Genomic DNA, 18,025 nt, shown 5'->3' with positions numbered 1-18,025 from the left:
GTGACAAATATGCGAAAATATGAAAATCTCGTTCAATACATCAAGAGTAATGTTTTAACTGAAGTGGCTCGGTTTGCCTTTGAAGGGACATTGACAGAAAACTGTGCACGAATTCCTCAAATCGTCAACCCAGGTCCTGACGAAAAATACCGATGCTGTATTTACCATGAACGCGCAATAAGTGCTGATCGCGTGAAAATCGCAATGGGTGGTCAGAAGAACATCCCCGGAATCATCGAAGTACTAGAGTCTGCATGTGACCAGTGCCCTGTAGATCGATATGTCGTAACAGAAACATGTCGCGGGTGTCTTGCGCATCGTTGTCAAAATATTTGTCCTGTAGATGCCATTCAGATTACAGCTGGTAAAGCACATATTGATCACAACAAATGCATTGAATGTGGTAAATGCAAGGAAAGCTGTCCTTATAATGCCATTGCGGATGTTATGAGGCCTTGTAAACGCGAATGTCCAACTCAAGCGATTCAGATTGATTTTAGAAAAAAAGCTGTGATTGATTACGACAAGTGCATTTCATGTGGTGCATGTGTTTATCACTGTCCTTTTGGCGCTATTCAAGATAAATCCGAAATTTTACCGGTCATTGAAGCACTTAAATCAAAAAAACAACCTGTTTATGCTGTTTTAGCACCTGCTTTTGCCACTCAGTTTGACTATGTTGATCTAGGACAAGTCATCTCAGGTCTAAAAATACTGGGTTTTAGAGATATCATAGAAGCAGCACTCGGAGCAGACTTGGTCACTCAACATGAATCTGAAGAATTGCTTCACTGCGTAGGCGAGGGAAAGACGCTTACGAGCTCCTGCTGCCCAAGTTTTGTTCAATACGTTCACAAAACGTATCCAGAACTCACGAATCATATTTCAAAAACCGTTTCGCCTATGACCGCGACTTCGCGTCTCATTAAATCTATTGACCCACAGGCCATTGTGGTTTTTATTGGTCCTTGTATCGCTAAAAAGGTGGAAAAATCTTATACATTTGATACGGATTATGTTCTCACATTTGAAGAGCTATTTGCTCTCATTGAGGCAAAGGGAATCGATCTAACCACTTTAGAATCGCTCCCTTTAAATAACGCGTCTTATTATGGTCGAAAATTTGCAAGCACAGGTGGCCTCAGTCTTTCCGTACAACATTATTTGAGTCATAAGGGGATTGACACTGGAGAAAGCCAGACGATAACGGTTGAAATCTGCGATGGCATTACAGAATGTGACAAAGCACTCAAACTTTTAAAATATCATCGTTTAAAGGCGAATTTCATCGAAGGAATGGCTTGTAAAGGCGGTTGCATCAAAGGTCCCGTTACCATGCATCACGGTCCAAAAGATGCTAAGGCCATTGAAGCCTACGCAAAAATTGCCATTGAGGACACACCAGAAAATGCACTTAGAATATTTTCACCTCATCAAATTTGCCTAGAATAACTAATCATTTCAATATTTATTGTTATTTTGAATTAAAAATGGGTATGAACCAACCAAATCTATTTTGGGAGGTTTACAATGGAAAACAATCAACAAAACAATCAACAAAACAACCAACAAGACAATCGTCAAAAGGATATTGAAGACAATAAAATGATCGCTGCGCTTGCTTATCTCGTATTTTTCATCCCTCTATTAGCCGCGCCAAATTCAGCATATGGTAAATTTCATGCAAATCAAGGACTCATTTTACTGCTTCTATGGATTGCAGTCAGTATTGTCGGTACGATTATTCCTTTTATTGGTTGGTTTATTATCGCGCCATTGGGATGGGTAGGATGCCTTGTATTTTTAGTACTAGGAGTGATCAATGCCCTTAATGGTGAAGAAAAAGAATTGCCTTTCATCGGAACATTTAAATTGATTAAATAGTTGTGGAAATTGCATAATTACCTTTTAAGTGCCAAAATCATGTATTATTAAATTTTCTAAGTTCAATTTACCCTTTCTAATAAAAATATCGCTCATAGAAACGATAAAAAAAGTCTACGCTCGTGCGCAGACTTCATCTTTAACTATAAGACACTTTTTCAATATAAGTGTCTTTTCATTTTATATCCCTATTTAAATTACTATTTAGATTACTATTTATATCGCTCTTTAAATTACTATTTATATCACTATTTAATTTCCGATTTTGATTCACGATCTTTGAAAGTACCTCAGGAAGATGCTCTAAATCTGCATGAATATAATTAAGCGCTTCTTGTATTGCGGTCAAGTACTGTTCATTCGTCCAGTGACTCGAATCCTTCGCACCATACAAAAACATGGATAAACACCCCTCTGGAGTAGGTAACCAATAATCAAGTCCTAAGTCTGTTGCCCCTAGGCGCTCGTAATATCGAATGCGTCTCAATTGATTGTCATCTCTGCCTGTAGGTATTTCTATTTCAATAAAAATTTGTTCTATGGTAGGTTCATGCTCTAAAAGGGCCCGATAAAACTGAGAACCATACCCCTTACTTTGAAAAGACTTCTCAATCGCGATATAATCGAGCCAATAAAAAGTCTTATCTTTAGATTCATATAGAAAAGAAAATCCAATCGGTCCTATTCCATCTACTTCTGCCATCATGAATTTATAACGCCCCAAATCCAATAAATGGCGTAAATGATCCAGTGTTTTTCTCTCTTCTGGTGGGAATTCCTCACAAAATAGAGGATACATACTCTCCATTTCTTCTCTTGAACCCCTTCTAACAATTATCATGTTCCTCACCTTCATTTCTTTTTTTAATGATAAACCCAACCATGACATTCATGAGCAAGAAAGCAAACAATACCCAAAATAGCCAGCGTATGCCCCAAACGACCGAGACATATCCTCCAATTACAGGCGAAACCATCCATCCCAGGCTTCCTACAAGTCCTTGAATCCCAAATAGGGTACCGCGTTTTTCAGGTCGTGTCATCTCCGCAGTCGTCGAGGTAATCAAAGGTTCAACGCCACCAATAATCAAGAATAACAGCGTATAGAATACGACAAATCCCCACATACCCGATGTTAAATTTAACATAAGCACATCCAAAACACTGAGGATGAGCATCACCCGAATAAGCCACATTTTATCATAACGGTCACCCAATCGACTGATCATTATAGCGGATGCTGCCGTTACAAATCCAATGAGTCCATTGATCATCCCCGTAGTGGATGCGGCACCTTCAACGTGATGTGTTAACTCTTGCACATACAGTGGAATAAATGGCGTAAACAACGTTCGAATGATCCTTTGTAAAAACAACATTACAAGCAGTATCAAGATGCTTCCAGTTAAAAAATTCAACCCTTTTTCAGATGTCACTTTTGCCGCATTCACCTGTATAGTTGGTTTTTTCTCTCCTTTAAGGAAGAACGTCACAATGAAGAATCCAAGGAGCATCAACGCGCCTCCGACAAAAAAGCTCGCGCGATATCCAAAATTTTCAGCAACTAAACCGCCCAATAGAGGCCCTAACGAATAGCCAACAAAGGTAGAAGAAGATAAAATTCCAAGCGAGTATGACAACTTATCATTTGGCGTATTCACTGCCACAAATGCAGATGAAGCCGTAATGGTTCCTGTAAAAAAGCCTTGTAAAAATCTTAAAATAACGAGAAATAAAACTGTTTTCGCAAAACCCATTGCACCTATGATAAACACCGCAGCTAACATCGCTCGCTGGATCATGAGTTTTTGCCCAAATCGGTCTGACAATATCCCCCATACAGGAGACATCAACGCCATGGTAATAGCTGGAGCACCGCTTAATAGACTCGTGTAAATTTTTAGCTGTTCAGGATCTGTTACCCCTAACTCCTGTATAAAAAATGGAATAAACGGAATTCCAAATCCAAAGCTGGTCAATGAGATCACTTGTGAAATCCATAAAGTGGTTAAATTTTTTTTCCATTGTTCCATACGATTATGCCTTCTTTCGCAATGCTGTCAAATACTGCCTTTCAAAATCATGTTTAGAAAGCGGCTTGCTGAAATAATACCCCTGTATTGCATCGCAGCCAAGTGTTTGAAGAATTTCTTGCTGCTCTCTTGTCTCCACACCTTCTGCGATGGTTTTAAGCCCCATTCCGGACGCCATAAGGATAATGGCTTTAATAATGACTCGTTCTTCATGATTCTCTACAATGTGATCAATCAATTCTTTTGCAATTTTAAGTCGATCGAGATCAAAACGTTTAATATAACTAAGAGAAGAATATCCCGTGCCAAAGTCATCAATAGAAATACTCACACCTAGACTACTCAGCGCAGAGAATACGTCTTCCATAGCAGCGCCAGAATTCATCGCACTATTTTCCGTAATTTCAAAATCGATCCAGCTGGATTCAACTTGATATTCTTGTAATAATCTTTCAATTTCAAAGTAAAAATCCACGCTATCAAACTGAAGTGGCGATAGGTTAATCCCCATTACTAAAGGTGATTCTAACTGTTGATTCCAATCTGAGACTTGCTTAAATGCGGTTCTCATCACCCATCGTCCAATGGCAAGTATTGCACCAGTTTCTTCTGCTACCTGTATAAACTCTAGCGGCGAAACAAATCCCAACTCTACACTATTCCATCGAATCAATGCTTCAACACCTATCAAAACAGAGCCATCTACGGAAAACTGAGGTTGATACACTAGAGAAAATTCTTGATCATAATCGATGGTTTTGAGTAAAACGTCCATTTTATTTTTTCGGTTGATATAGTCACCTATGTCTCGAGAATAAAGCATACAGCGATTTTTAGAATGATTTTTCTTAGCTTGATACATCGCGAGATTCGCATACTTCACGATTTCTTCTCGAGTCGTTGCGTGAACCGGATAGATTGAGATCCCCATACTCACAGTCACATCAAAGGCATATTCATCCAAAACCATCTTTGGTTCAAAAATCAACTTAATTTGATGACACAAATCATAGATTTCAGACTCTTCAATTGGATTGTCTTTACAAAAAACAACTGCAAATTCATCCCCACTCAATCGTCCAACCAGGATATTCGTATTTTTTAACGATTCTAAGCGATGGGCCGTGCGAATGAGAATCTTATCGCCCATTTCATGACCGTGAATTTCGTTAGCAACTTTGAAATCATCGATGTCTAAATAAAACAAAGCAAAGTTTTTTTCGCCCTCTGCGATCATTTGATCAATCTTTTCCATAATATGTTTTCGATTGCTCAACTGGGTCAAACCATCCGTCACGAGTAATTTTGCTTGAACATCATACATTTTTTTCACTTCTGACGTCCTAACAGCGACTATCTCTTCTAATCGTTCATTGAGTATTTTTTCACTTTCTAGCAAGCCTTCATTTTTAATGGCGACTTGGATATAAGAACTCATAAAATAGTAAAAAAAAGTGAAAATAGCAACAACAATAAATCCCTCAAGGACAAGCGATCCTTGAATAAACATCACTAGCGGAATGCAAATAAAATACAATAATTTACGATTATCACCACGATTTTGAAATCCGATATAGTAATCTGGATTTTTTACAAGACTCGGATCAATCCATTCCGTATATGAAGCCATCGCCCAAACAGTAAAGGCTACGAGATACATACTATCAATCAAAGTATTTGGATAAAAGTCCGATACATAAACAGCATATAAATAACTGAAATCTGTCAACAGATAAGCTAGATAGCCAACAATAATAAACTTCATCGTTCGGCTTATGGAAGCTTGTCGTGCAGACGAAACTAACATGATCACAATCCCCAATGAAATAATATCCGTTATCATCGTCACAATATTGACAATATTCTCGTGAATTGTCAATTGGCTTAAATCCATGTGATTATAAATGCTATACCTCAGTGTCACCATAATCAATAAAAAAATAACAATACCATCCAATATCAATTGAAATGAATGCCATTTTTTCAAGTTGCTCATGAGGTAGTTAACCGCTGCTGCTAAAATAAAAAAGTTCGGAATTACATATACATAGGTGATTAAAACGGATTCTTCTGGATTTAACCCCATAAAATTATATTGTACTAACCAAATGGTATCTGCTATCCCCCATGAAATAATAGCTCCAGCGATTAAAATCCAACTCAACTTAAAAAAATTCTTATATTTAATTGTCATAACAATCAGGATTGTAGAAAAAAAACTAACAAAAGGCGCAATGAGATTACTTATTTCATGTGGCAAAAAATAAGTTGAATACATATAGGATGCAGTTAATATCATCACCAGCACCAATGATGCTTGAACGAGTACACGATTCGTACGATTCACGCGCTACCTCCAAAACTCTGTTAATCATTTATGAAAAAAAAGAACCATACCAACCAGACATAATCTGTGTATAGTTCTAATATACCACATTTAGATTCTATTCAAAACAACTGTAATCCTTATCTAATAAATATAATTCTTTATGTTCAAATATAAGTCTTATTGAATTTCTTTTTATGTGACTTGATTGTTTTGAACATATTGTTCTCTCGTCATACCATATAAAACACGGTCTTTCCACTGTCCATTTACCAGTTGATGCGCATTTAAAGTGCCCTCGTGATAAAATCCAGCTTTTCTCATTACTGCCTCAGATGCACCATTATCCTTCACACAACCCAGAGTGATTTTATGAATACCAAGTTCCTTAAACGCGTATGTGATGAGACATTTGACAGCTTCAGTGACATACCCTATATTCCAAAACTCTGGTTTAATAAAATACCCAAGTTCGACTAGCGAATTCCTTGCGTACGCATTGGCATTTTCAGAATTGGCTTTTTCAGCATTTTCAGCCTGACCGACAAACGCAGATGACACCACTGTAAATCCAATTTCACCTACATACTGTCCGGATATATTTTCAATAATAGCAAAGAAATATTTATCGCGATTGATCATTTTTTGAGCCTGCATCGCCACCGATAAATTTTCCAAAGCAGCGTTATGATCACATGCATAAAGATCCATAATATAGGACATCGTTTCACGGTTACCAATTAATGAGTATAAATCCTCTAAGTCTTCCTGAACATGATCGCGAATTTCAAGTCGATCAGTTTTTAATGAAATCATGCCTTACCTCTTGTAACTTTTTTGTATGCACTATTGGAAAGCAAACTAATGATGGTTAAAAAACCCATAAATAAAAACGATGTGACGATCAAAATCGTACCAATAAAACCTAAAACTGCTTTCACTTTATCTAATCCATATTTTGTTGCTTTCATTAGCGCCTCCTTAACTTTCAATTTTATCAAATCGCATAAACTGCCAAGAAACGGGTATCAATGTATTGATAAAATATTGATAAAATATTGCAAAATAGCTGAATTCATTATATCATGAAATGCATTACCATCCAGTCATAAACACATAAATTAATAGAATTCTAATGAAGTTTTAAGGAGTCTGTCATGTTTTATAAAAGCAAGGTCATCGTCGACATGGATGCCTTTAAAGAATACATTTCAATCATAGAAGATTTAATTCACCACGATGCCGTAAAGTCTATGAATGCGTATATTCAGCATGGAGATACCACATGCCTAGAGCATAGCCTCCATGTCTCCTACACGAGTTATAAACTGTGTAAATACTTTAAACGAGATTACCACTCTGCAGCAAGAGGTGCTCTTTTGCACGATTTTTTTCTTTACGACTGGCATATTAGTGGTCATTCAGAAGGCCTTCATGGATTTTCACATCCAAGAGTTGCCCTTCGAAATGCCAAATATCACTTTGAAATCAATACACTTGAGGAAGAAATCATCATTAAACATATGTGGCCGCTGACGCTTAAGCCGCCTTTAAAATCAGAAGCTTTTCTCGTTTCAATGGCAGATAAATACTGTACGATACGAGAAGTGTTTTCGAAAAAACATCATCGTTTTTTCGACATGATTACAGCTCAAATTTCATTTAAGGTGTAGCATCACATCTGCTTAAAATTAAGTTTCGTCTAATCAAAAATCGTCAAATGCTCAATACCTAGTTTGTTAAACGGAATCATGACAGACCAATAGTCATTCACCTCATTAATCGGTATATAGAAGACGATTCCCGTCGTGTAAAGCTCAAATTCCACAGTTCTAAGACACTGTCTTATGCTTTCTTTGGTCATTTTTGAAGCGATATCTCGTAGATGTGACGGATCATTTTCCGAATGGATGTCTTGATAAATCGCTTCAGTCATTAGAGTTTCATAAGCACTATTCGCTTTAAACAAATCCGCTAAAGTCAACTTGACTTCAGTGGATTTTTCATTTTTATAGAGTGCTATCTCTCGAATTACCCGTGAAGAGGTTCCCTCACTTTGATAAATTTCACTACAATAATTCGTATAATTGCCAATTTTTCTGGTACTTACCATACCATACATATCGTAGTCGCGGGTTTTTTCCGTAATCAATGACCGAAGAGTGTTTTTCGTCTGCTCGACAAACGCAGAGTAGACTTCACTTGGAGTTTCCGGTTTAAACACTTCAACAAAAGAGTACTTGACATTTTGATCGGTGAACTCCTGATAGTCTTCTGAGTAATTAGCAGTCTGATGATACGTTACAAACTCACGATTTGCATCTGTATTTTCAAAGAGTGAGGTTGTGTCTCGCATAAATCGTGAATCAAATGCCAAATGGTCTTCAAATACCGACCAAGGAATTTGGATCTGAATCGTACTAAAATCGGAAATAAATCGATCATCAGTTTCAGTAAAATAAAGATTTAAACCATTGATATCCATTGAAAATAGCTGATTTTCACGAATACCATCAAATGGTTTTACTAGATAATAAGCGCCCCAAAATCGCCCACTAGTTTCATCTTCCGCACCGTTTTCACTGAGCATATTTTGTATGTATTGATCGATCACTTTGGCATAATCATAGTCATCTGTAAAAATGGACGACAAAGGGATTTGTTGACCTGTATTGAGATCGAAGTTCAGAATACGTACGGTCGAGACATAAGCATCCGTCATTTCCTTCATGACCGCATCATAGGTTGCAGACGCATAAATGGCTACACTTAAGATATGATTGTGATTAAAACCTTCACTGACATAGATGTATCGACTGAGCATTGTGGTTTCTGGTTGTATGATCTTGCGAATTCCTCTGTAATTGAGGAGCGTCTTAGGATCCAAATCTGATTTGACCTCATCAATGGATGCATAAATGCTCTGATTGATCCCCTCTTCTACCGCCTTGTTAATTAATCCGCTATAAACAGGATAACTCAGATGATCATTTGCCGATGAATCCTCGTTCGATTTAGAAGGCGCATCATTCTCAGTTGTATCTAGCGTTCTTATTTCTTCGATATTTTTTTTATCCAGTGGATTGCAAATTAGCCACTCAATGTCTCGTGGATTGGGTTCAAGATTCATCTCAGATGGATTCACATAAATATACGAATCTGGTTCAGAGGTTGAAAATAGAACATCCGCTGTCTGTTCATCAGGCTTTTGAACCCTTTCACACCCAGCACCTATAAGAAGCATCAAGAAAATCAGTGATAGATGAATCCATGCCACTTGTATTCTGCGACCTCTTCTCAACTTATTGCGCCACCTTAACATAGCCATTTTCCTCCATCAGAGTTTGACCTGCCTTTGACAAAATAAAATCGACGACTTTTCTCACATTGCTATCTTGAGGCGAGTCCTTTCTAAATACAGCATAATAGGCCGTTGTAAATGGATACGTTCCTTCGCTGATGGATTCTTGATTCGGGTACACATCATCAATCTCTATTAACTTGACATTGTCATTGACCCACATATCAGTTACATAGTAATAATAAGAATATCCAATTGCAGCTGTACTTTGATCGAAATTGGCGACCGCATCTACAAGTGTTCCCATCTCAGCAATTACTTTTTCAGTTGGTGCTTCCATAGGGGTTTTCCCTTTCATCACAAGGTCTAGAAAACCCGTTTGGCTACCTGAATTCACAGGTCTTTGAAAGGCTACTATCGGCAAATCTTCTCCACCCACTTCTTTCCAGTTGGTGATTTTTCCCATATAAATATCTTGAACTTCACTCACGCTTAGACTTTCCACAGGATTATCTTTATGGGTTAGAAACACAAAACCTTCACTTACAATGGGAACTCTTTCTAATTCAACGTTTGCCTCTTTAGCGAGTTCAAGCTCCTCTTGAGAAGGACCTGTCACAAAGATTAAATCCGCTGTTTTTTCGATTAAATTGACATATGCCTGGTGGGTCTTATTGTGAAGAATATAAGGACGAATTGCTTCAACAGTCTGATTTGTTATAGATGCAGCGACCGCTTCAGATAGTGGAATCGTCACTGTAGATCCATCCACTTTAGGGTATTCATCCATCGTCATAGAAACTTTTGTCTGTTTTGATTGGCATCCCATTAGAAGTAGCCCCAACATAAAGATTCCCACTACCAGTTTGAGCCTTTTATTTATCATTCGAATCATCTCCCCCTTCTACCATCACGTTACTACTTTTTAGCGTTTAGCGCCAACTGAGTAAAATGTGCCTCGCTTACCATGGACATGTCTATCTGAGGCTGTGCCATTTTGCGGGTTGGTATAAACGCTCCATGATAATCCGATCCACTTGTTATCCATAGTCCCCTTTGAACACAATAATTTTGGTAGTACTGTGAATCCTCGCTCTGTTTGTAATACGGACTATAACATTCAATGCCACATATGCCAAGTGATACAAGCTCATCCAAAAATGTCTCAGACAGCAGACTCCCCTGTTGGTAGGCAGGTGGATGTGCTAGAACTAAGGTATAACCTAGTTTTGAAAGTTTGGGAATCACTTCATCATAGGCTATAAAAGTCAAAGGCTCTCCAAACTCCTGAATAAATCGAAAAAATGACGGTAAATCCGAAATCACTTGATGATCCATTAAAAAATTAACCGCTTTCCATCCACCTCTTGTGACATCTTCTTGGTATTGATCATACAGTTCAAGGGTCACCTGTGGATACTGCTCGCACGCATACTGAATAATCGCTTGATTGTGACGATCCCGTATCGCAATATTCTCTTTTAATATGTCTTTTAGCACCTCATTGCCTGTATCAATCCCATACGTCAATATATGCAGCTCAGTCCCTCTACAGTTCACAGATATTTCAACGCCTGGTACAAATAACAAATCTGTTTCCCGCGTAAGTGTCATCATTTCATCAATTATATCAACAGAATCATGATCCGTTACTGCAAATAGCTTCACAGATTTGCTTTTTACTTCCTCCACTATTTCAGATGCAAACATCGTCCCATCCGACGCAACTGTATGCATGTGTAAATCAACTAATTTCAATGAAATCTCCTCTCTCTTATGCTACACTTTATCCGCAAGCATCGATAAGTGCTCGCCTTCAACTCGATAGACCGTCCAATCACTCATAGGCTTCGCACCCATAGATTTATAAAACTCAATTGAACTCACATTCCAGTCCAGACACCACCAGTCCAATCGCCCACAATTTCTCTCTACAGCAATTTTCCCAAGAAATGCCAATAAAATTCTACCAAATCCATGACCTCTCATCTCAGGCTTAACAAACAAATCTTCTAAATACAAGTTTGCCTTCCCTAAGAAGGTCGAAAAGTTGTGAAAAAAGAGTGCAAATCCCACCGGCTCACCATGAAACTCACCTATGATGACCTCTGCTTGATGCTTTTCAAACAACGATTCCATTAAAATAGCTTCTGTTGCCACAACTTCATTTAGCATTTCTTCATATTCTGCTAAATCCTTGATAAATTGTAAAATAAGTGGTACATCCGACACTTCTGCAAATCGTATTGTAAAATGTTCAACAGATGTTTCATAGCGTTTCATAATAAGCCTCCTTTAAATTTATAATGAACTTAGTGTTTATCCACATTTCAATGAGGTATAACTTCTATATACGTGCAGTGCAGTTCTACAGGGAACATTTAAGCTATTCTAGCTTCTCTTACATTATGACATGTTCCAATCATTTTGTCTGTAGAATTGACCATAAAAGGAGGGGGCTATATGCGTAAAATGAGTCTCAAAATGCGAATGTTAACGACCATTATCGGGGTATTAATTCTCGTGCTGATTGTCCTAATCACAACAATTAGCATCATCTCTTACAATTCCATTCAGAACGTTTCTGAAACCAGTATTGAGGAGCAACTACAAAAGGAAGTCAGTTTAGTTAAAAACTATTTTGAAAAACATTTATACGTCGCTCAAACCATGGCATCCTCTATGGAAGTTGCGATTAAAGAAAAAACCTTGAACCGAGAAGATGTCAATAGCATGTTAAAAGACATCTTGTCAGATCAGCCAGAAGCCTATGATGTTTGGTTTGTATTTGAACCCAATGCTTTTGACGGCAAGGATAGTGAATTTAAAGGAAATTATGATTCAGATGAAGCAGGTCGATTTGTCCCTTTAGCCTATCGTGATGGCGATCAGTATGCGATTGATCGATGCTATGCGTATGATACAGATCCGTATTATTTAGATCCAATGTCCACACTCAAAACGGCTATTTCTGAACCGATTGTTTACGATATTGGAGGCGTTCCTATCAACATGGTGGACATTTCAGTTCCAATTATCGTCGATGGAAAATTCTATGGATGTGCAGGTATTGATATTGAAGTCGATAATATTTTATCCAACATAAACAATGTGAAGTTACTCGAAACGGGTTATGTTAACTTGATTAGTGGTACAGGGAACGTTATTTCTCATAAAAATCCAGAGTTAATCGGCAAACCGTTTTCACTTCTCGATAATAGCAAAGGTAAAGATATCTTAGACCAAGTCCTCAGTGGTAAAATGTACTCTACGGACGAATTGTCCGACAATGACGATTATACAGCATTTGTACCGCTCCTGTTAACAAAAGATGGCCCAACTTGGCTGATGTCCGCAACGATTGCACTATCTGAAATCAATAAAAGTGCTAACTTTCAGAGAAATATTGCCATATCAACCTCTGCAATAGCAATTGCCATTATGGCAACGATTACTTTTTTATACATTTCTCATATTACCAAAGCAATCGCCTCAATCTCTGGGGTTGCAAGTCACCTTTCTTCTGGTGATTTGAACATCCAAATAGATGAAGTCCTTTTAAATCGCCACGACGAACTCGGTGAATTGGCGAAATCATTTGACCATATGAAAACGGAACTTCACAAAGTTGCAGGAGAACTGCTTCATTCATCTCAGCAGATGACACTCGTTGCAGGCAATCTATCTGAAGGCGCTGAACAATCTGCTTTGACTTCAGAAGACATCGCTCGTACAATCGCAGAAATTGCCCGAGGTGCTGCTGAACAAGCCAATGAAACAGAAAAAGGCTCATTAAATGTGGCTGACCTTGGAAAATCCATTGAACTCAATCAGCTTTCATTAAGTGATCTCGAAAAAGAAACTGAAAAAGTGATGGACGTCGTTGTCGATGGCGCAAATTCTATAGAACGCCTCAATACTCAGGCTCATAAAACAGAACTAGAAGTAAGTGAAATTTCGCATAGTGTTGATTCAACGTACGAAAACGTCAACAAAATCAAAGAAGTTAGCCGTTTCATCGCTTCGATCTCCGACCAAACCAACTTGCTTGCTTTAAATGCTTCCATAGAAGCTGCTCGTGCGGGTGAATACGGTCGTGGATTTGCAGTAGTTGCCGATGAGATCAGAAAGCTTGCAGAAGAATCGAGAAAATCCACTGGTGAAATTGATTTAGCCATTGAGACCCTCTATAGCGATGCAGAGCAGCTCGTTCGTATCGCCGAAGATTTGAAGCAGGCGACACAAGAACAATTAATTGAAATGAATCAAACTCAAAATGGTTTTATTGCAATAAGAAGAGCCATTGAAACCATTGCACAACACGTTGAACAAATGAACCAATCCGGTCAAATCATGATGGATAAACGCAATTATATCATGGAAGTGATGACCAATTTATCTGCTATTGCCGAAGAAAATGCCGCTTCAACTGAAGAAACGTCTGCTTCAACTGAAGAACAATCTGCGGCAATTCAAGACATTTCTCGTCTAAGTGATCAACTTTTGGATTATGCACATGTTCTAAAAGAAACGGCGGATCATTTTAAGTTATAACATAAGGGATAGGTACCCGCTAAGGAAATTGAAATTGTTTAACAAAAGATAGAAAAAGATAGAATCTTCGGATTCTATCTTTTTTAACGTGCTCTTTACAGAGACCTTACGTTTGAATGTTATGATAAAAATACAAACAAATGATCGAAAGGAAACTGTATGGACGAATTGAGTTGCTTTGAAAAAATATTAGCAGAAGAGTTGATTACTACTGTATTTCAGCCGATTGTCTCTCTGGAAAACGGAAGTATCCTCGGATATGAAGCTCTAAGTCGTATCACCACGGCTGAGTGTCACTTAAACATTGAATCCTTATTCGATTTAGCGCATCGAACGCATCGAACATGGGAACTAGAAAAATTATGTCGTCAAATGGCACTGCAAAATGCAGCTGCAAAACCGGCGAATGCTTATATTTTTATCAATGTCGATGCCAATGTCCTGCACGATCCAGAATTTCAGTCGGGATTTACCAATGAAAAACTGCACGAATATGGCATTCCAGAAAACAATATTATCTTTGAAATCACAGAAAAAACAGCCATTGATAATCTAGATGTCTTTATGACTTCCGTCCAACACTATCAACAACAGCACTTCAAAATAGCAGTAGATGATTTTGGATCTGGATATTCAGGACTTAATCGAGTTTGCATCATTGCACCTGATTTTATCAAAATTGATATCGAACTGGTTCGAAACATCGATACCGATTCTGTAAAAAAATCTGCGGTAACGGCCATGGTTGACTTTTGCAAGAAAGCCAATATTCAATTGATTGCAGAAGGTATTGAAACAGAAGCAGAACTTAAAACACTTATTCGCCTTGGTGTTTCTTATGGTCAAGGTTATTACCTGTCGCGTCCACAATCTGAATTCGTGAAAATTTCAAGTGATACAAAACTGCTCATTAAAACCCTCTATAATAAGACAAAACTCGCTTATATGCCGATGTTTTTCTGTAAAATTGCCGACTTAGGAAAGCCATGTCAAACGGTTCACATCCACGATTCCTCTGTGGATATCTTTGTAAAAATGAAAAACAATCCAACTATTACTGAGTTTTTTGTCGTAGACGACCAAGAAGCCGTATGCGGCATCTTAACAAGGCGTCTTATCTTAGAGAAATTCGGTGGCCAGTATGGCTATCATTTATCAAGAAAAACAAAAGTTAGTCAAATTATCGAAAGAGAATGCCTTGTTGTAGATGAAAACTTATCTGTCGACAGAGTAGCTGAGATGGCTATGCTGAGAAAAATCGACTATGTATACGACTCCATCGCCATTACACGTGATGAAAAATATTTATGTACCGTCTCTGTAAAGGATCTCCTGCTTTCTTCTATACAAGTTCAAATCAAACGTGCCACGGATGCCAATCCTTTAACAGGGTTACCTGGCAACCATCAAATTCAGCAAGTGATTCACACAACACATTTAAAATCAACACCATGGAGCATTATTTACTTAGACCTAGATCATTTTAAAGCATACAATGATGCCTATGGCTTTAGCAACGGAGATTTGATGATCAAGGCTGTCTCTCAAGTGATTGACGCTTGCTGTAATGAAGGGGAATTTTTCGGACACATCGGAGGCGACGATTTTGTTATTGTAACTGATTATCACGAAGTGAGAGATCTTTGCTTCCAAATCACTCAAACCTTTCAAAAAGAAATTGAACCCCTCTATTCTCATTCTGATTGGACGAGAGGGTATATCGTTTCAAAGAACCGAAATGGTTTTACCGAAAACTTTCCTATTGCAACGCTTTCAATCTCTGTCGTAACCAATCAGTGGATACAACCAAAAAACATGGAAGAACTTTCAAAGTACATTGCAACAACTAAAAAAATGGCAAAACAGCAAGAGGGAAACGCTGTTGTCATTCAATAAACATAAAAATTTCAGTTAACGAAAGACTCTTGCAAACAAAAGACCTCAGTCTAAATGCCAACACGCGATTGGCACTCATAACTGAGGTCTTTTTTGAAACTTTGAAGCATTATGGGATTATTGAATGAATCAATTGTTATCCTTTTACACCACCGAGAGCTACCCCTTCGATAATATATTTTGATAGCAATAAATACGCGATAAAAATAGGTAGTACTGTTAAGGTTAGACCGAGATACACTGCGCCATATTCGGTTTTGTAAATATCTCCCCTGAGTAAACTTACCATGATTGGCATTGTATACTTTTCATTGTCCGTAAGCAGTACAAGCGGTAAGAATAAACTATTCCAGCTCGATACAAAGGAGAAGATCGCTTGAGTTGCCATGGCTGGTTTCATAATTGGGAGCACGATTTTATTAAATGTATAAAACTCACTTGCTCCGTCAATTCTAGATGCTTCGACTAACTCAAGTGGGAGTGAAGACAACATGAACTGCCGCATAAAGAACACCGCGGTAGGTGTGGCGATTGTCGGTAAAATCAGCGCCATGAAGTTATTCGTCATACCTATTTTATACATAAATTGATAGAATCCTATGACGGATACTTGTGCAGGAATCATCATAACTGCCATGATAAATGTGAAAAATGGACTTCTCATTTTCCAGTTATATGCCACTAACGCATATGCAGTAAGTGCTGAAAAGTACACCGTACAAAGTGTTGAAGCAACCGAAACGATCATCGAGTTGGTTAAACCTCTCATAGGATTAAAAGTCTTACCAAGCAATATTTTGATATTATCAAAAAAGTGTGATGATGGAATCAACGATAATGCTTCTTGTTGAATTTGATAGGTGTCGCGAGTCGCATTGACAAACATAATCCAAAATGGCAACACGCTGAGTATGGCTAACAATAGACAAACAGAATAGACAACTATTTTGAACATAGGACTTCTTTTTTGCTTCACTGTCTTCATGCATTTGCCTCCTGTTCTTTTAATAATCTAAGTCTTTCTTTTTTTGCTCGTTTTGCCTCTTTCTTAATGGCAATTTCATCTTTATCACGCATGATAAAGAACAATAGTGCTGAGAACACAGCAATAATAACAAACATGATCATACTTGCAGCAGCGGCTCTATTATAGAGATAACTACCGCTAAAGGCCTGATTGTATATGAAAACACTCGTAGTCAATGTAGAATTATCCGGTCCGCCTTGCATAAAGAGTTTCGGAATATCAAACATATTCAATCCACCAATCATACTTGTAATCAATACATAAAGTAAGATGGTTTTGATGTTTGGTAACGTTATATAGAAAAATGTCTGAATGCCATTTGTTCCATCGATCTCAGCTGCTTCGTAAATTTCCGGATTGATACCAAGTACACCTGATGTCAGAATCAACATGGTATATCCGTACCACATCCAAAATTGAATAAAGGCTACAATTCCGCGTGCGCTTGCTTTACTAATTAGAAAATAAATTGGTTCATCGATAATACCCCATTTTAACAAAACACTGTTCACAGGCCCTACGGGGTATCCAAAGAGTGAATAGAATAAAATGGCAATACTCGCTGCTGTAATAATATTCGGTAAATAAAATAATACTTTGAAAAAGCCTTTGCCCCTCATTTTATTACGTTTTGAAGTAAACCAAGCGGTAAGTAATAACGCCATCAATATCTGAGGAATAAAGTTTAAAGTCCAAATAATAAATGTGTTTTTAAGAGCTTGTATAAAGGAACCATTATTTAATACCATGATAAAATTTTGGAACGGGTTTTCTAAAAAATGCCATGAACTTACGCCAAGTCCTTTGTAATCCGTAAAACCAATAACACCTGTGTAAATAATTGGATACAGAGAAAAGATGGCGAATACGATTATAAAAGGTAAGCTGAAAATGTAACCGTACTTGGCATAGCTAACGTTTTTTCTTTGTTTCAAATTTCACTCACCTCCATATATACTTTGCAAAATGTTTGTTTTCAGGCGACTCATGCGCCATTCAGTAAG

At 37.8% G+C, this 18,025-nt stretch carries 16 protein-coding genes; 5 read left to right on the top strand and 11 right to left on the bottom strand.

The window, feature by feature from the left end:
- The first annotated feature begins 9 nt into the window (after positions 1–9).
- Together ACZ41W_RS14495 and ACZ41W_RS14490 are read left to right on the top strand one after the other, a co-directional pair.
- A complete protein-coding gene (locus tag ACZ41W_RS14495; protein WP_464312707.1) occupies positions 10–1,452 on the top strand; it encodes a 4Fe-4S dicluster domain-containing protein in 1,443 nt (480 codons plus the stop codon).
- A gap of 78 nt (positions 1,453–1,530) precedes the next feature.
- Entirely contained in the window at positions 1,531–1,884 is a 354-nt protein-coding gene (locus ACZ41W_RS14490; protein WP_464312706.1) for a magnetosome magnetite crystal formation protein family, read from the top strand.
- A 175-nt stretch (positions 1,885–2,059) separates the two neighbouring features.
- On the opposite strand, the gene ACZ41W_RS14485 is transcribed toward ACZ41W_RS14490, so the two are convergent.
- From ACZ41W_RS14485 to ACZ41W_RS14465, 5 genes are all read right to left on the bottom strand, one after another.
- Complete coding sequence (locus tag ACZ41W_RS14485) at positions 2,060–2,725, bottom strand: GNAT family N-acetyltransferase (RefSeq protein WP_464312705.1); 666 nt, start codon at positions 2,723–2,725, stop codon at positions 2,060–2,062.
- Positions 2,712–3,917: an MFS transporter gene (locus ACZ41W_RS14480; RefSeq protein ID WP_464312704.1), complete on the bottom strand. Its 1,206-nt coding sequence runs from the start codon at positions 3,915–3,917 to the stop codon at positions 2,712–2,714. The genes ACZ41W_RS14485 and ACZ41W_RS14480 overlap by 14 nt, the downstream gene beginning before the upstream one ends.
- 4 nt (positions 3,918–3,921) lie before the next feature.
- Positions 3,922–6,264, bottom strand: coding sequence for a putative bifunctional diguanylate cyclase/phosphodiesterase (locus tag ACZ41W_RS14475; protein WP_464312703.1), 2,343 nt, complete (start codon positions 6,262–6,264; stop codon positions 3,922–3,924).
- Between the two features lie 174 nt (positions 6,265–6,438).
- A complete protein-coding gene (locus ACZ41W_RS14470; RefSeq protein ID WP_464312702.1) occupies positions 6,439–7,059 on the bottom strand; it encodes a GNAT family N-acetyltransferase in 621 nt (206 codons plus the stop codon).
- The gene (locus tag ACZ41W_RS14465; protein WP_464312701.1) at positions 7,056–7,214 is read right to left on the bottom strand and encodes a hypothetical protein; all 159 of its coding nucleotides are present in this window, start codon (positions 7,212–7,214) and stop codon (positions 7,056–7,058) included. The genes ACZ41W_RS14470 and ACZ41W_RS14465 overlap by 4 nt, the downstream gene beginning before the upstream one ends.
- Before the next feature lie 186 nt (positions 7,215–7,400).
- On the opposite strand from ACZ41W_RS14465, the gene ACZ41W_RS14460 reads away from it, so the two are divergent.
- Positions 7,401–7,916, top strand: a complete 516-nt coding sequence (locus ACZ41W_RS14460; RefSeq protein WP_464312700.1) for an HD domain-containing protein — start codon at positions 7,401–7,403, stop codon at positions 7,914–7,916.
- Positions 7,917–7,945: 29 nt separating this feature from the next.
- Here the strand turns inward: ACZ41W_RS14460 and ACZ41W_RS14455 are convergent, their stop codons facing one another.
- From ACZ41W_RS14455 to ACZ41W_RS14440, 4 genes are read right to left on the bottom strand one after another with little or no spacing between them, the layout of a single operon-like run.
- Complete coding sequence (locus tag ACZ41W_RS14455) at positions 7,946–9,565, bottom strand: RsiV family protein (protein ID WP_464312699.1); 1,620 nt, start codon at positions 9,563–9,565, stop codon at positions 7,946–7,948.
- A complete protein-coding gene (locus tag ACZ41W_RS14450; protein ID WP_464312698.1) occupies positions 9,546–10,439 on the bottom strand; it encodes a PstS family phosphate ABC transporter substrate-binding protein in 894 nt (297 codons plus the stop codon). The genes ACZ41W_RS14455 and ACZ41W_RS14450 overlap by 20 nt, the downstream gene beginning before the upstream one ends.
- 23 nt (positions 10,440–10,462) lie before the next feature.
- Positions 10,463–11,302: a PHP domain-containing protein gene (locus ACZ41W_RS14445; protein WP_464312697.1), complete on the bottom strand. Its 840-nt coding sequence runs from the start codon at positions 11,300–11,302 to the stop codon at positions 10,463–10,465.
- 21 nt (positions 11,303–11,323) lie between these two features.
- Positions 11,324–11,827, bottom strand: coding sequence for an N-acetyltransferase family protein (locus tag ACZ41W_RS14440; RefSeq protein WP_464312696.1), 504 nt, complete (start codon positions 11,825–11,827; stop codon positions 11,324–11,326).
- 180 nt (positions 11,828–12,007) lie between these two features.
- Between ACZ41W_RS14440 and ACZ41W_RS14435 the strand changes: the two genes are divergently transcribed.
- A complete protein-coding gene (locus ACZ41W_RS14435; RefSeq protein ID WP_464312695.1) occupies positions 12,008–14,098 on the top strand; it encodes a methyl-accepting chemotaxis protein in 2,091 nt (696 codons plus the stop codon).
- Between the two features lie 159 nt (positions 14,099–14,257).
- Complete coding sequence (locus ACZ41W_RS14430) at positions 14,258–15,994, top strand: EAL domain-containing protein (RefSeq protein WP_464312694.1); 1,737 nt, start codon at positions 14,258–14,260, stop codon at positions 15,992–15,994.
- 136 nt (positions 15,995–16,130) lie between these two features.
- Here ACZ41W_RS14430 and ACZ41W_RS14425 read toward each other — a convergent pair whose 3' ends face one another.
- Complete coding sequence (locus ACZ41W_RS14425; RefSeq protein ID WP_464312693.1) at positions 16,131–16,979, bottom strand: carbohydrate ABC transporter permease; 849 nt, start codon at positions 16,977–16,979, stop codon at positions 16,131–16,133.
- Entirely contained in the window at positions 16,976–17,956 is a 981-nt protein-coding gene (locus tag ACZ41W_RS14420) for a carbohydrate ABC transporter permease (RefSeq protein WP_464312692.1), read from the bottom strand. Before ACZ41W_RS14420 ends, ACZ41W_RS14425 begins: the two co-directional genes overlap by 4 nt.
- Positions 17,957–18,025 lie beyond the last annotated feature (69 nt).

The sequence above is a fragment of the Fusibacter fontis genome, from assembly GCF_055378735.1.
This window is presented reverse-complemented; position numbering and strand designations above follow the sequence as displayed.

Coding starts and splice junctions, on each gene's coding strand:
- ACZ41W_RS14495 (WP_464312707.1), top strand. CDS start 10: ATGCGAAAATATGAAAATCTCGTTCAATACATCAAGAGTAATGTTTTA.
- ACZ41W_RS14490 (WP_464312706.1), top strand. CDS start 1,531: ATGGAAAACAATCAACAAAACAATCAACAAAACAACCAACAAGACAAT.
- ACZ41W_RS14485 (WP_464312705.1), bottom strand. CDS start 2,725: ATGATAATTGTTAGAAGGGGTTCAAGAGAAGAAATGGAGAGTATGTAT.
- ACZ41W_RS14480 (WP_464312704.1), bottom strand. CDS start 3,917: ATGGAACAATGGAAAAAAAATTTAACCACTTTATGGATTTCACAAGTG.
- ACZ41W_RS14470 (WP_464312702.1), bottom strand. CDS start 7,059: ATGATTTCATTAAAAACTGATCGACTTGAAATTCGCGATCATGTTCAG.
- ACZ41W_RS14465 (WP_464312701.1), bottom strand. CDS start 7,214: ATGAAAGCAACAAAATATGGATTAGATAAAGTGAAAGCAGTTTTAGGT.
- ACZ41W_RS14460 (WP_464312700.1), top strand. CDS start 7,401: ATGTTTTATAAAAGCAAGGTCATCGTCGACATGGATGCCTTTAAAGAA.
- ACZ41W_RS14455 (WP_464312699.1), bottom strand. CDS start 9,565: ATGTTAAGGTGGCGCAATAAGTTGAGAAGAGGTCGCAGAATACAAGTG.
- ACZ41W_RS14450 (WP_464312698.1), bottom strand. CDS start 10,439: ATGATTCGAATGATAAATAAAAGGCTCAAACTGGTAGTGGGAATCTTT.
- ACZ41W_RS14440 (WP_464312696.1), bottom strand. CDS start 11,827: ATGAAACGCTATGAAACATCTGTTGAACATTTTACAATACGATTTGCA.
- ACZ41W_RS14435 (WP_464312695.1), top strand. CDS start 12,008: ATGCGTAAAATGAGTCTCAAAATGCGAATGTTAACGACCATTATCGGG.
- ACZ41W_RS14430 (WP_464312694.1), top strand. CDS start 14,258: ATGGACGAATTGAGTTGCTTTGAAAAAATATTAGCAGAAGAGTTGATT.
- ACZ41W_RS14425 (WP_464312693.1), bottom strand. CDS start 16,979: ATGAAGACAGTGAAGCAAAAAAGAAGTCCTATGTTCAAAATAGTTGTC.